Annotated in this window: 15 protein-coding genes; 5 read left to right on the forward strand and 10 right to left on the reverse strand. The window is 71.5% G+C overall.

Translation table 11 applies throughout. The annotated features are described in order from the left end of the window. Positions 1–92 precede the first annotated feature (92 nt). From ABT122_RS20930 to ABT122_RS20950, 5 genes are all read right to left on the reverse strand, one after another. Positions 93–1,094 carry a glycoside hydrolase family 6 protein gene (locus ABT122_RS20930; protein ID WP_351554157.1) on the reverse strand — a complete coding sequence of 334 codons (1,002 nt, stop codon included), beginning with the start codon at positions 1,092–1,094 and terminating at the stop codon, positions 93–95. A gap of 163 nt (positions 1,095–1,257) precedes the next feature. Next, entirely contained in the window at positions 1,258–1,923 is a 666-nt protein-coding gene (locus tag ABT122_RS20935) for a class F sortase (protein ID WP_351554160.1), read from the reverse strand. Between the two features lies 1 nt (position 1,924). After that, entirely contained in the window at positions 1,925–2,644 is a 720-nt protein-coding gene (locus ABT122_RS20940) for a hypothetical protein (protein WP_351554163.1), read from the reverse strand. A 138-nt stretch (positions 2,645–2,782) separates the two neighbouring features. Further along, positions 2,783–3,562 carry an HAD-IIA family hydrolase gene (locus tag ABT122_RS20945; RefSeq protein WP_351554166.1) on the reverse strand — a complete coding sequence of 260 codons (780 nt, stop codon included), beginning with the start codon at positions 3,560–3,562 and terminating at the stop codon, positions 2,783–2,785. A 102-nt stretch (positions 3,563–3,664) separates the two neighbouring features. Then, a complete protein-coding gene (locus tag ABT122_RS20950; RefSeq protein ID WP_351554169.1) occupies positions 3,665–4,591 on the reverse strand; it encodes a hypothetical protein in 927 nt (308 codons plus the stop codon). Positions 4,592–5,079: 488 nt separating this feature from the next. Here ABT122_RS20950 and ABT122_RS20955 point away from each other — a divergent pair, with 488 nt between their 5' ends. Beyond that, entirely contained in the window at positions 5,080–6,171 is a 1,092-nt protein-coding gene (locus tag ABT122_RS20955) for a Gfo/Idh/MocA family oxidoreductase (RefSeq protein WP_351554172.1), read from the forward strand. A 10-nt stretch (positions 6,172–6,181) separates the two neighbouring features. Here the strand turns inward: ABT122_RS20955 and ABT122_RS20960 are convergent, their stop codons facing one another. Together ABT122_RS20960 and ABT122_RS20965 are read right to left on the reverse strand one after the other, a co-directional pair. Continuing rightward, positions 6,182–6,925 carry a YidC/Oxa1 family membrane protein insertase gene (locus ABT122_RS20960; RefSeq protein WP_351554175.1) on the reverse strand — a complete coding sequence of 248 codons (744 nt, stop codon included), beginning with the start codon at positions 6,923–6,925 and terminating at the stop codon, positions 6,182–6,184. 84 nt (positions 6,926–7,009) lie between these two features. Next, the gene (locus tag ABT122_RS20965; protein WP_351554178.1) at positions 7,010–7,333 is read right to left on the reverse strand and encodes a DUF6412 domain-containing protein; all 324 of its coding nucleotides are present in this window, start codon (positions 7,331–7,333) and stop codon (positions 7,010–7,012) included. Between the two features lie 285 nt (positions 7,334–7,618). Between ABT122_RS20965 and ABT122_RS20970 the strand changes: the two genes are divergently transcribed. The 4 genes from ABT122_RS20970 to ABT122_RS20985 all read left to right on the forward strand — a co-directional run bounded on the left by ABT122_RS20970 (position 7,619) and on the right by ABT122_RS20985 (position 11,347). Further along, positions 7,619–8,635 carry an SEC-C domain-containing protein gene (locus ABT122_RS20970; protein ID WP_351554181.1) on the forward strand — a complete coding sequence of 339 codons (1,017 nt, stop codon included), beginning with the start codon at positions 7,619–7,621 and terminating at the stop codon, positions 8,633–8,635. Beyond that, complete coding sequence (locus ABT122_RS20975; protein WP_351554184.1) at positions 8,632–9,069, forward strand: very short patch repair endonuclease; 438 nt, start codon at positions 8,632–8,634, stop codon at positions 9,067–9,069. The genes ABT122_RS20970 and ABT122_RS20975 overlap by 4 nt, the downstream gene beginning before the upstream one ends. A 104-nt stretch (positions 9,070–9,173) precedes the next feature. Then, on the forward strand, positions 9,174–10,145 hold the full coding sequence (locus ABT122_RS20980) for a DNA cytosine methyltransferase (protein ID WP_351554187.1): 972 nt from the start codon (positions 9,174–9,176) through the stop codon (positions 10,143–10,145). A gap of 125 nt (positions 10,146–10,270) precedes the next feature. After that, positions 10,271–11,347 (forward strand): DNA cytosine methyltransferase, encoded by a 1,077-nt coding sequence (locus tag ABT122_RS20985; protein ID WP_351554190.1) that lies wholly within the window; start codon positions 10,271–10,273, stop codon positions 11,345–11,347. 4 nt (positions 11,348–11,351) lie between these two features. On the opposite strand, the gene ABT122_RS20990 is transcribed toward ABT122_RS20985, so the two are convergent. Genes ABT122_RS20990 through ABT122_RS21000 form a run of 3 tightly spaced genes read right to left on the reverse strand, consistent with a single transcriptional unit; the run spans position 11,352 to position 15,414 of the window. Continuing rightward, positions 11,352–12,236, reverse strand: coding sequence for a DUF6339 family protein (locus ABT122_RS20990; RefSeq protein ID WP_351554193.1), 885 nt, complete (start codon positions 12,234–12,236; stop codon positions 11,352–11,354). Beyond that, on the reverse strand, positions 12,233–13,210 hold the full coding sequence (locus ABT122_RS20995; protein WP_351554196.1) for a hypothetical protein: 978 nt from the start codon (positions 13,208–13,210) through the stop codon (positions 12,233–12,235). Before ABT122_RS20995 ends, ABT122_RS20990 begins: the two co-directional genes overlap by 4 nt. Continuing rightward, positions 13,207–15,414, reverse strand: coding sequence for a helix-turn-helix transcriptional regulator (locus ABT122_RS21000; protein ID WP_351554199.1), 2,208 nt, complete (start codon positions 15,412–15,414; stop codon positions 13,207–13,209). Before ABT122_RS21000 ends, ABT122_RS20995 begins: the two co-directional genes overlap by 4 nt. Between the last annotated feature and the right edge of the window lie 360 nt (positions 15,415–15,774).

Below are 15,774 nucleotides of genomic sequence, written 5' to 3' on the forward strand. Positions count from 1 at the left end.
CGCGACCCCGCAGACCACGGGCGCGACCCCGCTGACCACGGGTGCGGGGGCTCCGGGCCGGGGCCCCCCGCACGGCCGGCGGGCGGCGCGCCTCAGGCGCTGTTGCGGGCCAGGCCCAGGGCGTACTCGGGCCACCAGTCGCCCGCCTTCGGGCCGCCCTTGCAGTCCCCGTCCGACTCACCCGGACGCTTGATCCACAGATAGGCGTCCACCAGCGGGTCCGCCGTCTTCGTGGTCGGCACCTCACCGAGCCCCCGGCCCGGCGGGTTGCACCACTTCTCCTTGGGGTCGCCACCGGTGTACGAGCCCCTGCCGTTGCGGCTGGTGTCGATGACGAACGGTTTGCCGCCGACCTTCTCCGAGAGCCTCTTGCCGAACTCGGTGCTCGCCGCCGTCGGATAGAAGTTGGACACATTGACGGCGAATCCGTCCGCCTTGTCGATACCGGCCCGGCGCAGCGGCTCCTGGAGCGCCTCGGGCTGGGACCAGCCGGCGTTGCCCGCGTCCAGGTAGACCTTGGTGTTCGGCTGCTTCTTCAACCGGTCGACCGCTCCCCACAGCAGGTGGTAGCGCTCCTCGTGGAACTCCCGGGGAGTGCAGCTGTCCACCAGGTGCAGCACCGCGTCGGGTTCCAGGATCACCGTGGCCCGCCGGTCGCCGATGCCCCTGGCCGCCTGGTCGACGAAGTCGCGGTAGGCGGCCGCGTCGGCGGCGCCGCCCTTGGAGAACTGTCCGCAGTCGCGGTGCGGGATGTTGTAGAGCACCAGCAGCGCGTCCCGGTCGACCCCGGTGGCCGCCTCGGTGATCCGCCGGGTCTCGGCCTCGACGTTCTCCGTGCCGATCCACTCGGCGACCGGCTGGGTGGCTATGCGCTCGATCAGCCCGGCCTTCTCGTCGTCCCCGTCCTCGCGGTACGCGACGACCTGCCGGGCCGCGTTCCCCTCCGGGTTGACCCAGTACGGGTCGGTCTCCCGGGGCTGCTGACTCACCTTCAGCGCCGGGCTCCCGCCCTTGTCCGACGAGCACCCGGAGAGCAGCAGCGCCGCCGCCCCCGCCGCGCCCGCCATGGCGCGCCCGGTCCGACTCCCGTACATCCGCTCCCCCTCGGCCGTGCTGATCCGGGGCCTCGACGAAGCCTCCCGCCCCGGTCGGAACCGGTCGATTCCATCCTGACACACCAGGTCAGCGGGGTACGAGGCCCGTCTCCCCACGGTCTTGCCCCCGTTGCCGCACGGTCGGGCCGGTGTGGGGCGGGCGTTACCGGCGGACCCCGGTGAGATAGGCGGAGACCACGACATTGGCCGTATAGCCGCCCGTCGCCCGGTCGAAGGTGCCGCCACAGGTGATCAGCCGCAGCTCCGCCCGGCCGGAGTGGCGCGGGCCGTACGCCTTCCGGGCGTCGAACCGCTCCCGGCCGAAGACCTGGACGTCGTCGACGGTGAACCGCGCCACCGAGCCGTCCGCCCGGGTCACCCGCACCTCGGCGCCGGGCCGGGCGGTGCTCAGGCTGTAGAAGACGGCCGGCTCCGTCTCGGTGTCCACATGGCCGACCAGCAGGGACGCTCCCCGCGCGCCCGGTTGCGTACCGGCGCCGTACCAGCCCACCGTCCGCGCCCGGGCGTACGGCGGCGGGTCGATCGCGCCCGCGGCGTCGAGGCCGCGCGGCACCACGGGGGCGCTGATGCCCAGCGACGGAATCTCCACCCGCTGGGGCCTGGCCGGCGCGACCGGCTCGTGGGCGGGGGGCAGCGGGACCCCGAGAGGGCGTCCGACCGCGGCGACATCGCCCGTGGTGGGGGCGGAGCTGGTGCCGGGGCCGTCGGCGGCCTCCCGGCCCCAGAGACAGAGCCCGAGCAGCAGTACCGCCCAGGCCACCCCGGTGAACAGCCGGCCGGAGCCCGGCGGGCGTTCGGCGGCGGGCAACTCAGCCGCCGGTCTGGCGGCGGCGCGAGGAGCGGAGGGCGACGGCGAGCGCGGCGGCGCCCGCGAGGACCAGTCCGACGACGGTGTGCGGGGTGCCGGGGCCGGCGCCCTCGGTCTCCTCCGCGCGCCGCTGCTCGGCCGCGGCCAGTGTCGCGGTGCCGCCGCCACCGGCGCGGACCGGGGCGGTGGGCGAGGGCTCGCCCGGGCGGGCGTGGTCGCGGACGACCCGGAGGGTGCCGGAGGCGTGGTGGACGCGTCCGTCGCAGTGGACGGTGATGTGGTGGGCTCCGGGGCTCAGCCGGGACTTGACGCCGGTGGTCCCGGAGAGGGTGTGGGAGCCGTGCCCGCCCTCGCGCCGGGTGCCGGATTCGTCGTCCCGCCCGGAGCCGGTGCCGGATTCGTCGTCCCGTCCCGTGCCCGGCTCGTCCGGGCGCTGTTCATCCGGGCGCTGTTCATCCGGGCGCCGTTCGTCCGGGCGCTGTTCGTTCGCGCGGGTGCCTCCGTGGAGCCGCGCCTCGCCGTCGAAGGCCCCGGAGCGGGCGGTCCCGGTGGTGCCCGCGCACCCCTGCACCCGGATCTCGACCTCACCCCCGGGCCGGACCTCGGCCGGATACGCGGTGACGGTGACGGAGTCCTGGGCGTACGCGCCGACCGCCGCGGGTGCCATGACGAGCACCGCCGCCACCCCTGCGGTACGGAACGCTATCGAACGTGAGCGCATCGTGAACCTCCTGGTACCGCAAGATTCACGCGTCCGGCGCGCTTTCGCATCCGCAGCGGCCGCCCTCCCTCCCGTACCCCCCGCTGAGCTGCGCCGATACGGAGAGGCAGGAGTGAACGGCGACCGCCGGGAGGGGGGCTAAACGCGCTCGACGAGGTCGGCGATGGAGTCCACGACCGTGGACGGGCGGAAGGGGTAGCGGTCGATGTCGGGCGGGGTGGTGACCCCGGTCAGGACGAGGAAGGTCTCCATGCCCGCCTCCAGACCGGCCAGTACGTCGGTGTCCATCCGGTCGCCGATCATCGCGCTGGTCTCGGAGTGCGCGCCGATCGCGTTGAGCCCGGTGCGCATCATCAGCGGGTTCGGCTTGCCCGCGAAGTACGGGTCCTTGCCGGTCGCCTTGGTGATCAGCGCGGCCACCGACCCGGCGGCGGGCAGCGGACCCTCGGTGGAGGGGCCGGTCTCGTCGGGGTTGGTGCAGATGAACCTGGCGCCGCCGTTGATGAGCCGGATCGCCTTGGTGAGGGCCTCGAAGCTGTACGTCCGGGTCTCGCCGAGCACCACGTAGTCGGGGGCGTGGTCGGTGAGGACATAGCCGATGTCGTGCAGCGCGGTGGTGAGACCGGCCTCGCCGATCACATACGCGGTGCCGTTCGGCCGCTGGTCGTCCAGGAACCGAGCGGTGGCGAGCGCGGAGGTCCAGATGTTCTCCACCGGCACGTCCAGGCCCATCCGGGCGAGCCGGGCGTGCAGATCGCGCGCGGTGTAGATGGAGTTGTTGGTCAGTACGAGGAAGGGCTTGCCGGTCTCCCGGAGCTTCCTGAGAAAGGTGTCGGCGCCCGGGATCGGCACACCTTCGTGGATCAGGACACCGTCCATGTCGGTGAGCCAGGATTCGATCGGCTTGCGCTCTGCCATCAACGGGACTCCTGCTCGTGCGCTGCATACGGGATGCGAGGTGCTGGGACGCCGGAGGCACGGCCCTGTGTCACCCCGACACCAACAGCCTAATCGGCTCGATCACCTGCCGGGTGAGCGCAGCCGCCGGGAGACCAGGGCCAGCGCGCCGCCGCCGAGGAGCACCGCGCCGAGGGCGGCGGCGAGGCGCAGCAGGGAGCCGGAGCCGGTGGTGGCGAGTTCGTCGCGGGTGACGGTGGCGCCGTAGCCGTTGTCGTCGAGCACGGCGAAGCGGTGGTCGCCGGACTGGCCGAGCCACTCGCCGTCGTCGCCCCTGCGCTGGACGACGGCGGCGTTGACGGTGACCTGGTTGGGCGGGGTGTCGGCGGTGAGCGCGAGCCGGACGGGCACGGTGACGGAGGCCCGCGCCGGCACGGTGAAGCCCTCGGCGCCGTCCCGGTCGAGCACGGCCACGATCTCGTCCTCGCCGGTGGTCTCCAGGTCGGCGGGGAGCCAGCGGGGCACGGCACCGGCGCCGGCGCCGGTCCCCTGCTGGAATTCGAGCATCAGCCGGGCGGGGGTGAGTCCCCGGTCGCGGGCGGCGAAGACGAGGACGGGGTGGATGTTGCGGCAGGTCGCGCCGGTGGTGTTGGTCAGCTCCACGGACCACCGCTCGAAGCCGCCGCCGGGGTGGTGGACGGAGGGGCCCGCGTGGATACGGGTGTCGATGGGGAAGTCCTTGACGGACGCGGCGCCGCAGCGGGGCAGCCGGGTGTCGGCGAAGGGCACGGGGCCGGGGGCGGGGGCGGGGCCCGGGGCGGCTTCCCTCGGGAGGGGGGCGGGGGCCCGGGGCACGGAGGCGGGCGCGGGGTTTCGCGGGACGGAGGCGGGCGCGGGCGCGAGGGCCCGGAGGACCGGGAGGGTGCCGGCCTCCCGGGCGGCGGGGGCGGGCCGGGCCTGGAGCGCCGCCGCCGGGGCCGGTGCCACGGCCGCGGGGAGGGCGGCAGCGGTTGCGAGGGCGCCGACGGCGAGGGCAGTGCGCAGTCGCATGGGTGTGGGGTGACCTTTGCTGATCGTGCTGCGGGTCGGGCCGCTGAGCCCGCTCCCGGGCCCCCTTCCCCGGGGCGGGCCACGCCGTGCGGCTACCGGCCCGTACGGCCCCGAACAGCCGCGCAACTCCGCCCTATCAGCGTATTTCCCGCCCGAGGACGGGCACGGGAACGCGCTGCCCCGCCCCTCGGGCGACCACCGGCCGGAGGGGTGAGCCCGGCCTCGCGGCCGGCTCCGGCCGGCCGACGCACTCCGGGCCCGCGGCTCGCGGCACGCCGCACGCGGCCCACCGCCCACCGCGGGGCCGCGCATCGCCCACCACACGCCGCAGGCCACACGCCGCCGCTTGAGCACCGGGCCGCGCGGTGAGGCCGCCCGGCCCGGTGGGACGCACGTCCCGGGGCTTCCGTCACCCGCGCCGCCAGGGCCCGCCCGCCCCCTCTCCGCGCCGCTTGCACCAGGGCGACAGCGTTGCTTGAGTGGGCCCCATGACTGACTCCGGTACCGGCACCGGCACCGCCCTCCGCGTCGGACTCATCGGTTACGGCCTCGCGGGCTCCGTCTTCCACGCCCCGCTGATCGCCGCCACCCCGGGCCTGACCCTGGACACGGTCGTCACCTCCCACCCGGAACGGCGCGCACAGGCCCGTACCGCCTTCCCCGGCGTACGCCTCGCCGCCGCGCCCGAGGAGCTGTGGGGCCGGGCGGGCGAGCTGGACCTGGTGGTGATCGCCTCCCCCAACAAGACCCATGTCCCCCTGGCGGAGGCCGCCCTCACCGCCGGTCTCGCGGCGGTCGTGGACAAACCGCTCGCCGCCACCGCCGCCGAGGCGCGGGAGCTGGCCGCGCTCGCCGCCCGGCGGGGACTGCTGCTCTCGGTCTTCCAGAACCGGCGCTGGGACAATGACTTCCTCACCCTCACCCGCGTCATCGAGGACGGCGAACTCGGCGACGTACAGCGCTTCGAATCCCGCTTCGAACGGTGGCGGCCCCAGCTCAAGGGCGGCTGGCGGGAGTCGGGGGACCCCGAGGAGATCGGCGGACTGCTGTACGACCTGGGCAGCCATGTCGTCGACCAGGCGCTGACGCTCTTCGGCCCGGCCGCGCTGGTCTACGCCGAATCGGAGGTGCGCCGCCCGGGAGCGGCGGCCGACGATGACACCTTCATCGCGCTGACCCACGCCAACGGGGTCCGCTCCCATCTGTACATGAGCGCCACGGCGGCGCAGCTGGGTCCGCGCTTCCGGGTGCTCGGCAGCGCGGCGGGCTTCGTGACGTACGGACTGGACCCCCAGGAGGCCGCCCTCCGCGCCGGCGTCCGGCCGGGGGACGGCACGGGCTGGGGCACGGAGGGCGAGTCGTCCTGGGGGCGGATCGGCGCCGGGGAGTCACCGCTGACGGGCGGGGGCCGCCCGGTCGAGACGGTGCCGGGCGACTACCCGGCGTACTACGCGGCCGTCGAGCGGGCCCTGCGCGACGGCACCGGACCACCGGTGACGGCGACGGAGGCCGCCGCGGCGCTCGATGTGCTGGAGGCGGCCCGCCGCTCGGCCCGGGAGGGCGTCACCGTCTCCCTGTGATCCCCTCTCCTCACAGAGGGCTCGCCATGGCCCCCGCGACCGGCATGTCCCGGTAGAGGAAGACGCGTTCGACGGCCGCCCAGGTGGTGCTGGTGACGACATAGAGCGCGGCGGCGAGCGGCACCACGGCCACGGTGATCAGGGTGGCGAAGGAGAGCAGCGGCATGACCTTCGTCATCGCTCCCATGCCCGGGAGCACATCGCCCGGTGCCGGGGCCGGGGCCGCGGCGAGCTGGCGCCTGGTGCGCCGGTAGTTGAAGACGGCGACGGCGGTGACGACGGCGAAGAGCCCGAGGTAGACCAGACCGGCGTCCCCGAGGACCCCGCCGCTCGCCAGGGCGTCCGTCCAGCGGTCGCCGAGCGGGGCGGCGAGGAGCCGGTGGGAGAGGAGGGCGTTGGGCTCGCCGCCGATGCTGCCACTGGAGAAGAGGTGGTAGAGGAGGAAGAACGCCGGGACCTGGAGCAGGCTCGGCAGACAGCCGGAGAGCGGGGACGCCTTCTCCTTGGCGTACAGCTCCATGAGCGCCTGCTTCTGCCGCTCCGGGTTGTCGCGGTGCTTTCTGCGCAGGGCCGCGACCTGCGGCGCGAGCCGGGCGTTGGCCTTCTGGCCACGGGCGGCGGCGCGGGAGAGGGGGTGGACCGCGAGCCGTACGAACGCGGTGAAGAGCACGATCGCGGCGGCGGTGGCCGAGGTGAGGAAGAGCGGCTGGAGCAGGTCGGCGAGCTGCTCGACCAGACGGGCGAAGACGGACATGGGTGAGCCCTCCGGGGGTCTCGTCGTGCCGGGGTGTGGAGACAGGCGGCATGACGGTCCCGCGTGGAGGTGCTGTGGGGTCCCCTACGCGGCGGCCGTCAGGAGGGCACGGCCGGGGGCGCGGGGGCGGGTGCGGCCCCGGGCGTCGGGGTCGCGCTGCGGAAGGAACGCGGTGCGTTTCTCGCGGTCGCGGATGGCGGTGCGGACCCGGGTGCGGGGCACGGCGGGGGCACAGCGGGCGCTGATGACAGCGCAGACGACCAGGGCGGACGCGGCGGAAGCGGTCGCCGTGGCGGCGAGCGCGAGGGCGGCGGAGAGACCGCCGCCGTCGAGGAGCAGGATCTCGGCGAGGAGGAGGAACGCGAGGACGGCGGGGCGGAGGGCGCGCGTTCGTGCGCGAAGCTCCATGTCCCCTCCCCGGTCTCCGGTGGTGCGTTGGTCCGTTGGTCCGCTGGTCCGTTGATCCGTTGATCCCGTTATACACGATCGGGTGGCGGGGCGGCCGGGGGGCGGAGGCGGTCGCGGGGGCGGCGGGGTCCGGGGTGATCCCCGGGGGCTCCCCGGCGCTCCCTCCGGCGCTCCCCCGGGAGAGTTCGCCCCTCCCGCCACTTCTCTTTCACGCGTACACGGGCCGAGGTGACCGGTGCCATACGGCCGCCCTTTCGGCCGTATGGCCGCAGTACCGTGTCCACCATGCGCCCCGACACGCCTGCCGATCACATTGCCGAAGCCGAGCGCCTGCTGCGGACCGCGACGCGGTACCCGGAGGACGACGAGCCCCTCCTCCTCCGGGCCGCGGCCCACCTCGAACTGGCCGGCGCACGCGAACGCGCCTCCACCCTGTACGACCGGCTCGTCACCTCGGGGCCCGAGCGCCCCCTGCTGGTGAAGGCCCTCCAGGCGGCGAACCTCTGGGAGTACGGCCATGAGGCCGAGGCCCGTGCGCTGATCGCGGGCATCCGCACGGCCGCCCCGGCGGACGCGGCCCCGTGGGAGATCATCGCCGAGGCCCTGGAGTCCCATGACGAGCTGGAGGCCTCCCACGACTGCTTCACCGCGGCGATCACCCTGCTGCTCACCCCGGGCGACGACGAGATCCCCTACGACACCCAGTCCCTGCTGACCGGCCGCCACCGCGTCCGCCGGCTGCTCGGCCGCCCCCACGACGAGTGGGACGCCCTGGCCGACAAGGGCCACACCGCCCGGGCCGCGATCTCCCTGGACGAACTCCACGACCCGAAGCGCCTGTGGACCCTCGGCTCCGAGAACCCGGCGGAACTCCGCGCCGAGATCGCCCGTCTCCGCTCGGAACTGGGCTCCTACCGCTCGGCCCTCTCCCGCCCCTTCCCGGTGGCGGTCCTCCACTGGACCGAACCCGAGCTGTCCGAACTCCTCGCGTCCTACCCCGAGCTGGAATCGGAGTACCCGACCCACGCGGCCCACCTCACCGACATCGAGGCCTCCCTCCGCGACCTCGCCTCCACCGGCACCGCCAACCTGGGCACGGTCCCGGCGACGGTCCCCTCCTACGAGGCCTTCGCCGCCTCCGAACAGTCCTCCCCGGCCAACGCGGACCTCCTCCCCCAGTACGCCACAACCCTGGCGGCCCGTGGGCGGGCGACGGCCTGGCCACCGGCGAAGGGCTCGGACTGCTGGTGTGGATCGGGCACCGCCTATCGGAACTGCCACGGGGGCTCGATCTCGGCATGAGTTCCGCGATTCCTCCCATGATTCCCTCGTCCCCGGGTGTGTCCGAACGAATGCGCCGCCAGTCGTCACGGGACACGAAGTGCGAGATCGAGGTGCGCAAACTGCTGCACGCGAACGGCTTGCGCTACCGCGTTCATGTGCCCGTTCCGGGAATCCCGCGGCGCAATATCGACGTCGCCTTTCGGCCGGTGAAGGTGGCGGTTTTCCTCGACGGATGCTTCTGGCACGGGTGTCCGCAGCACGCGACCAGGCCGGCGGCGAACGCGTCCTCCTGGAGCAGGAAACTCGACGGCAACATGGCCCGTGATCGAGCCACGACGGCGCATTTGGAGGCACAGGGGTGGACGGTGCTGCGCTTCTGGGAGCACGAGGCACCCGAAGAGGTCGCCGCGCGCGTCGCCCGAACCGTGCGCCGCCTGCGAGCCGCGCTCTGAACTGCACCCTGGCCCGGCTTGGGCGCCATCGGCATCGACATTCCCCGCATCGCTGCATAGGCTTTCGCAAAGGCTGTTGATGTTCGCGTGGCGGGGGGAATCCTGTGCAGAGACTCACATCGGTCGACGTGTGCGCCGGGGCGGGCGGGCTCGCCCTGGGGCTGGAGCGAGCCGGCTTCGATCCGGTGCTGCTCCTGGACAGCAGGCCAATCGCCTGTGAAACCCTGCGCCTCAACAGGCCGACCTGGAACGTACTCGAAATGGATTTGCTGGATTTCGATCCGGCAGAGCACCAGGAGGCCTACGACGTCGACCTTCTCTCCGCCGGACTGCCCCGGGTGACATCGGCCGCGACCGCGCAGAGAAGGGAGACGGGACAGGAGCGCGAACTCCTGAAAGCGACCGCGCTCCTCGCTCACGCCGTTCAGCCGCGGGCCCTGCTCATCGAGAACGTCACGAAAATGGTCAGCGCTCCCGAGCTGGCGGACGTGCGCGACTTCATTGAAAAGGAATTGGAGCACCTCGGTTACGGCTTTCACTGGTTCGCCGTCAACGCAGCCGACTTCGGTGTTCCGCAGAATCGCGATCAGGGAGTGCTCGTCGCGTTGAAGGAGCGCTGGTTCGAGGCGTTCCGCCCACCCGAGCGGACCGTGGAGCACCACGTCTCGGCCGGCGAGGCCCTGCGCGAGTCGATGGCGGAGCGCGGCTGGAGGGACGCGGACATCTGGGCCGCACAGGCGATCAGCACCGCGCCCGCCCTCGTCGGCGGTTCGTACGACCGCGGAGGACCGGATCTCGGCCCCACCGGCACGAAGAAGAAGTGGGCCGGCATGGGTATCAACGGTGCGGCCCTGGCCAATGAGGTCCCGGGCCCTGACGGCCTCCAGGAATCGGACACCTCGGGGTCCCCGCACAAGAAGATCACTGTGTCCCAGGCGGCCATCCTTCAGTCCTTCCCGAAGGACTGGCACTTCGCGGGTGGCAAGACGCTGCGCTACCGCCAGATCGGCCATGCCTCTCCGCCACCGGTCGGGGAGGCACTGGGCAGGTCCATCGCCCGCGCGCTCCGCGCCTGAGACGGTCGGGGTCCGCCCGACGACAGGAGTCGTCCCGCTCGACGGGACTCTCCCCGCCCGTCGGCCCCACCTCGTTCCTCCCGGGAGTGCCGACCTCCCTCCGCCCCTGGCTACACTTCCACCTCATGACCGCCCCCACTTCAGACGAGTCCGTTAACGCCCCTTTTGGGGTTATTGACCTATTTGCCGGACCGGGCGGTCTCGATGTGGCCGCACGTCATCTGGGGGTTCCCGTGGTGGCCGGTATCGAGTGGGACAAGGACGCGTGCGCCACCCGAGTGGCCGCCGGTCTGCCCACCGAGCCGGGTGACGTGCGGAAGTTCGGGCCGAGCGACTTCCCGAGCGCGACGGTTCTCACCGGCGGGCCCCCGTGTCAGACGTACACCGTCGCCGGTGGCGGCGCAGGGCGTCGCGACCTCGACGACACGATCGGGCTGGCCAAGCGCATGGCCGCCCGGGAGGACGTCTCCGCACACCTGGCAGGGCTCGACGACGAGCGCACGGGGCTGGTCCTGGAGCCGCTGCGGTGGGCCCTGGCCGCCATCGACTCGGGCAATCCGTACGAGGCGATCGTGCTGGAGCAGGTGCAGGCGGCGCTCCCGGTGTGGGTGGTCATGCGAGAGCTGCTGGAAGCCGAGGGCTACTCCGTGGCCCCGCCGGCCGTGCTCCACACGGAACAGTTCGGAGTGCCGCAGACCCGCCGCCGGGCCATCCTCATCGCCCGCCGCAGCACCGAGGCCGTCATGCCTCGACCCACGCACCGGGTCTACCGCAAGAGCGAGGAGCGGCACGAGGGCGATCGGGCCCTGCTCCCCTGGGTGCCCATGGGCGAGGTGCTCGGGCAGAGTCGGCGGTACCCGTTCTCCGTGGTCTCCAACTACGGCACCGGTGGCAATCCCAAGGACCGGGGTCGCCGCCTCTCCACGGAACCGTCCGCCACGGTGACCGGCAAGATCTCCCGCAACCGTGTGTGGCACGGCAATCACACGGAGATCGAGATGGACCGCTTCTCGAATGCCGAGGCCGGGCTGCTCCAGACTTTTCCCGCCGACTATCCGTGGGCCGGGAACGCCATCCCCCAGCAGATCGGGAACGCCATTCCGCCACGACTCGGTGTGCATGTGCTCGCCGCCGCGCTGGGCCTCGACGACGAGACGGTCGACCGTGCCCTGGCCGTGACGGAGTGGACCGCGATCGGCTGAGGAATCAGCTCTCGCCCTTGGTCCGCCCGCGTACCGAGGCCTCACGGAACAGTTCCTCGAAAAGTGTGAGGAGGGTGGCGACCGATGCCTCCGGCACTGGACCGTCGTCGGGACCGCTGGGCAGACTCCGCCGAGTGACGGGGGGCGCCGACTCACCCTCCTCGATCCAGTGGTCCAGGTTCTCCGAGTCCCACTCGTCGTCCGGTGCGAGCACGTCGTACATCAGAGTGCCCGCAGCGGCGTTCACCGCGATGGCCAGCGCGTTGACCTCGCGTCCCGTGGTCACGGTGCCCTTCTCCACCAGTCGGATCAGCGCCTGCACCGTTGGACGGTGATCGACGAGGTCGAGCCTGAGCACGGTGTTGAGGACATCCTGATTTCCGCAGGCCACAGCCGCCGGCGCGTAGCTCGTTCCGTCCCGGAAGAGTTCCGCCGCCCACCACAGGCGGGAGAACGCCTGAGTGTAGTGGGCACCGCTGAAGCGGTCCGGCGCGACCAGAGGAGGCTGCCCCTCCTTTCCCTTGGCGGGCAGATGGCGCCACACCACATAGTCGGGGGCGACGGAGAGCGCGATGAAGTTCCACAGCCGCCGGTCGGCCGCCTCCCTCCGGGTCAGCCGGAGTGCGGCGTGAATACGGGGCGCCAGCCAGGCATCCGCCTTGGTGCGCCTGTCGTCACGGTAAAGGTGCATGGCATCGTCGATGAGGTCCCTGATGGGTTGCACCCACAGGCGATTGCTCTCCCCGGGGAGTTCTTCGGCGGACCGGTGGAGGGCGATGGCCGGAGGGTTCTCCACACCTGCGAGCACCCCCGGGCTCAGACTGCGCACGGCGTTGACCTCGGGCAGCAGCGCCAACCGATCCGGCAGATGGTCGGGCTTGTCGGTCACTGCGCGCTCTCCTTCTGGGATGACTCAAGGGCTCGAATCGCGGTGCCGACATGCCGGGGCACTCTGGCCCGCCGCATGGCGGCGTAGTTGATGCGCGGCTGGAGATCGTTCCACCCCGAGGGCTCCGCACGGCGCGTGTGCACCTCGCGCAGGGCGTCCGGCTCGGAGAGCTCGGGCAGCACATCGGCGAGCATTCCTCGCAGAACCGTGCCCCGCCAGCCGGCAGGCCACTGCGGATTCCCATCGGCGTCCGCTTCGAGATCCCCTGCCGCCGAGTGGAAAACCGCCGTCCAGACATCGGTGGCGATCTGCGCGGCGAGCATGTCCCGTACGGCCCTCTCCAGAGGTCCCACGGCGGTGCCGAGCAGTTCGGCGATGCCTTCGAAGCCCGTGTTCAGATGGACCGTGGGCAGATCGTCCGCGGTTTCGACCACCCAGGGAGAATCCTTGAAGGGGCGGAGCCAGTCGTGCACGCCGTTCCGGAAGTCGACCTCGTTGACCCGCAGCTCACGGCCGTGAACCGGCGTGCGGGCGGTGAGATCCACGAGCCAGTTCTCCTCGCTGCTTCCGATGATCCGTCCCGGGACACCACCAATCGTGGCGACGACGAACACCGCGAGTTCCGCCTGTCCCCGGTACGCGGTTCGACTGAAGCGGAGACTGCCCGCCCACTCCGCCTCATCACCCGGACTCCTTTCAAGGCGGACAGTGGTGCGCGAGTTGGTGGCCCCCTCCGTGAGCACCGCGATAACGGCGAGATCACTCCACGGCCCGGCGGACACCTCGTTCGCGGGAAGCGTGGCGGTGAGGCTGAGCCGACAAATCCGCCAGTCCTCGCGTTCCACCTGGTGGAGTGCGACAACCCGCTCCTGCTCGGAGAAGACGGACGTCTCCAGACTGTTTCGGTCCAGTTTCACGGCGGTCGGCCGGAACACCACCTCGCCGGCGAGGGCCCGGTACGGCAGCACCTTCATTCGGACACCCCTCTCACCTTGTGCAGCTCGACAATCAATCCGGCAAGTTCGGCTCGCACCGGGTGGGTGGAGACGTCCGTGGTGCCGCTGAAGGTGGCGGTCCGGGCACCGGCGGCGAAGTGAAGTGCGCCGTCGACGAAGCGGCAGTTCTCCAGCGCCACAATCTCCGACCACCCGACGGACGGTTTGCTTCCGGAACGAACGTCGAAGCGAGCCGTCGGCTCCATGGCCCAGGGATCGGGACGCGCCGGGAGACCGACCTCGACCCGAACCCGCCAGGCCCCGAACGCGTCGATCTCGGCCCCGATGTCACGGATCACGGGGAAGCCGTTGGCTCTGGCCCTGGCCCGAGCCTTGGAGCCACCGGTCTGGACCGGCTCCAGTCTCAGCAGCTCCTGCAGCGCCCGAGGGCCACCCGCGCGTCGCTCCCCCCGCCTCCCGACGATTTCACGCACGGCGGTGTTGGCCGCTCCGGTGAAGGCTCTGATGCGTCGGTAGGCGGTGGGGGACCAGCCTGCCCACAGTTCCTCGGTCTGCCCCCATTTATTGTGCTCGGGCGGCTCCGAGGCACGGAGGAACTCCTCGGCCTCCTCCGCGTACTCCGCGTCCGCCCCGGCGGCATGCCCCACCAGGAGCACGGCCTGGAAGGGACTGGTACCGAGCTGGAGGTCGGGCACTCCGCTGGTCTTCACGGTCATGCGAGTTCCGCGCATGCTCACCAGTTGGTTGGGCTTGCCGTCGCCGTCCTCCGCCGCCGTGACAAGCAGGACGGCCGGGTGTTCGAGAGTCTCCCGACCTCCTCCGCGCAGAGGTACTTTCAGTGGTACTCGGGCGAGTGCGACCTGCCCCAACTCCGTGAGGCGCTCGACCGTGCCGCCTTCGAGATAGGTTCTGAGCGCACGGGTTCTGGAGGGCTGGCGACGCCTCGGGTCGACCTGCTCCTCCTCGATGAGCAGTCGGCCGTTGCGCAGGGTTCGGACCGATGCCTCGAGAAGGGGGGCACTGTCGCCCCCCGAGGTCATCGCGGCCCAGAAATTGTCGGCGAGGCCGTTGACCAGTCGCTGGTGCATCGTCTGCACACCCTGCGCGTCCTCGGCGTCGTCCTCCTCGATCGTGTCGTTGATCGCCTGCGCCACGTCGTGGGCACCGACGATGAGGAAGGACGTGCCCGGATCGGCGCTCTCGCGGGTGAGGTGGAGGCGGTCGACGGTCTCCTCGTCCGCCCACCAGGAGCGGGCCACGCCCTTGTTTCCGGGGGCGGTTTCCGGTTCGCCGAACCAGGCGGGACCCGCGCACGCCTCACCGTCGACGACACGCCAGGGAAGGTCCAGTCTCCCGATGAGCCGGCGTTCCGTACGGCCTTCGTGCGGTTCGGAGAGGGTGGAGTTGATCAGCACCATGCCGAGCCGACTCGTGGCCCACAACGTGGCCTTGCCCAGTCCGTACGATCCACCGGCACTCCGCCCGGGGCCGTCCGACTTCCGGCTGTCGAGCTGCCGGCGGACGACAGCCGCGAACCGACCGTCCTCGTAATCGTCACCGGTGAGGCCTGCTGCGTTGTAGTCGTCGATCCGCAGCAGGACGAGCCGATCGCGCCGGCTGAGATCCTTGAGACCCTCGGCGATCGTTCGGCCGACCTTCTGCTCCTGTGCTGCGGCGGCCTCGTAGTGCGGATGGAGGTCGTCCCACCGGATGGCCTCGCGAAAGTTCGCCAGCGACTCGCCGGTCAGTTCGTGCAGGGTGTAGCGGACCCGAACGGGCCTCGTCCGATCGAGCCGTTCGTCGAGACTGTTCTGGGTCGCCTCACGGGCAACGACTTGAACATCGGCCTCGAAGGCGAAGGCGGCGGCGTTGCCGAAGTCGCGGCCACCGTCGTGATGGGCCGGCCGGTGGTACCAGGAGATCGGTCCGGTCGTGTGGACCGTGTCGGTCGTCCGGGTGTGCATGGTCCCGATGTCGGTCCCGATCGCCTCCGCGATGGCCTGCATCGTCTCCGGACGGGGAGCGGCTCGACCAGTGATCCAGGCGGAAACCGCAGCTCGGGTCACTCCGACCGCTTGAGCGAGCTCCGCCTGATTCATTCCCATACGTCGGATTTGACGGGCCAGCCAGGGCCCGAAGTCCTCGCCACTCACCCTGCTCAACACCCCTCGACAGCCGACCGGAACCCGCCAAGTGGCCACCCTACCAGGGGCTTTTGACATCTGTAGAATGTATACCAATGATTGACATCAAGGTTCTGCGCCACCGATCAACCATGACGTCAACTTGTCCAATCAGTCCCCAAGTGTCGACACTTTCCCGATTCCACCCCATGGGCACCATCCCGCTCCACTTCCACCCGTTCACAGCAGTTCGACTGCCCCACATTCCCCCCAACGGCACGGCAGAATTTCGATTTGACGACGGCGAGACAACGGGGCTACGGTTGGGTCGGTCTACCCAGCACTTATCCAGGAGCCCTGGAAAGGGCCTTCTTCGTCGCGCCCTCGATCAGGGATCGACTTCGAGGCCGACGGAAATCGGCAGTGGCTCGCGTGCAGTGATCCGCAACCGAGAAATGT

The sequence above is a fragment of the Streptomyces sp. NPDC001985 genome (assembly GCF_040296845.1).
Classification (GTDB): domain Bacteria; phylum Actinomycetota; class Actinomycetes; order Streptomycetales; family Streptomycetaceae; genus Streptomyces.

Excerpts from the sequence above, each read along its gene's own strand:
- ABT122_RS20930 (WP_351554157.1), bottom strand. The coding sequence starts at position 1,094 with ATGTACGGGAGTCGGACCGGGCGCGCCATGGCGGGCGCGGCGGGGGCG.
- ABT122_RS20940 (WP_351554163.1), bottom strand. The coding sequence starts at position 2,644 with ATGCGCTCACGTTCGATAGCGTTCCGTACCGCAGGGGTGGCGGCGGTG.
- ABT122_RS20945 (WP_351554166.1), bottom strand. The coding sequence starts at position 3,562 with ATGGCAGAGCGCAAGCCGATCGAATCCTGGCTCACCGACATGGACGGT.
- ABT122_RS20950 (WP_351554169.1), bottom strand. The coding sequence starts at position 4,591 with ATGCGACTGCGCACTGCCCTCGCCGTCGGCGCCCTCGCAACCGCTGCC.
- ABT122_RS20955 (WP_351554172.1), top strand. The coding sequence starts at position 5,080 with ATGACTGACTCCGGTACCGGCACCGGCACCGCCCTCCGCGTCGGACTC.
- ABT122_RS20960 (WP_351554175.1), bottom strand. The coding sequence starts at position 6,925 with ATGTCCGTCTTCGCCCGTCTGGTCGAGCAGCTCGCCGACCTGCTCCAG.
- ABT122_RS20965 (WP_351554178.1), bottom strand. The coding sequence starts at position 7,333 with ATGGAGCTTCGCGCACGAACGCGCGCCCTCCGCCCCGCCGTCCTCGCG.
- ABT122_RS20970 (WP_351554181.1), top strand. The coding sequence starts at position 7,619 with ATGCGCCCCGACACGCCTGCCGATCACATTGCCGAAGCCGAGCGCCTG.
- ABT122_RS20975 (WP_351554184.1), top strand. The coding sequence starts at position 8,632 with ATGAGTTCCGCGATTCCTCCCATGATTCCCTCGTCCCCGGGTGTGTCC.
- ABT122_RS20985 (WP_351554190.1), top strand. The coding sequence starts at position 10,271 with ATGACCGCCCCCACTTCAGACGAGTCCGTTAACGCCCCTTTTGGGGTT.
- ABT122_RS20995 (WP_351554196.1), bottom strand. The coding sequence starts at position 13,210 with ATGAAGGTGCTGCCGTACCGGGCCCTCGCCGGCGAGGTGGTGTTCCGG.
- ABT122_RS21000 (WP_351554199.1), bottom strand. The coding sequence starts at position 15,414 with ATGTCAAAAGCCCCTGGTAGGGTGGCCACTTGGCGGGTTCCGGTCGGC.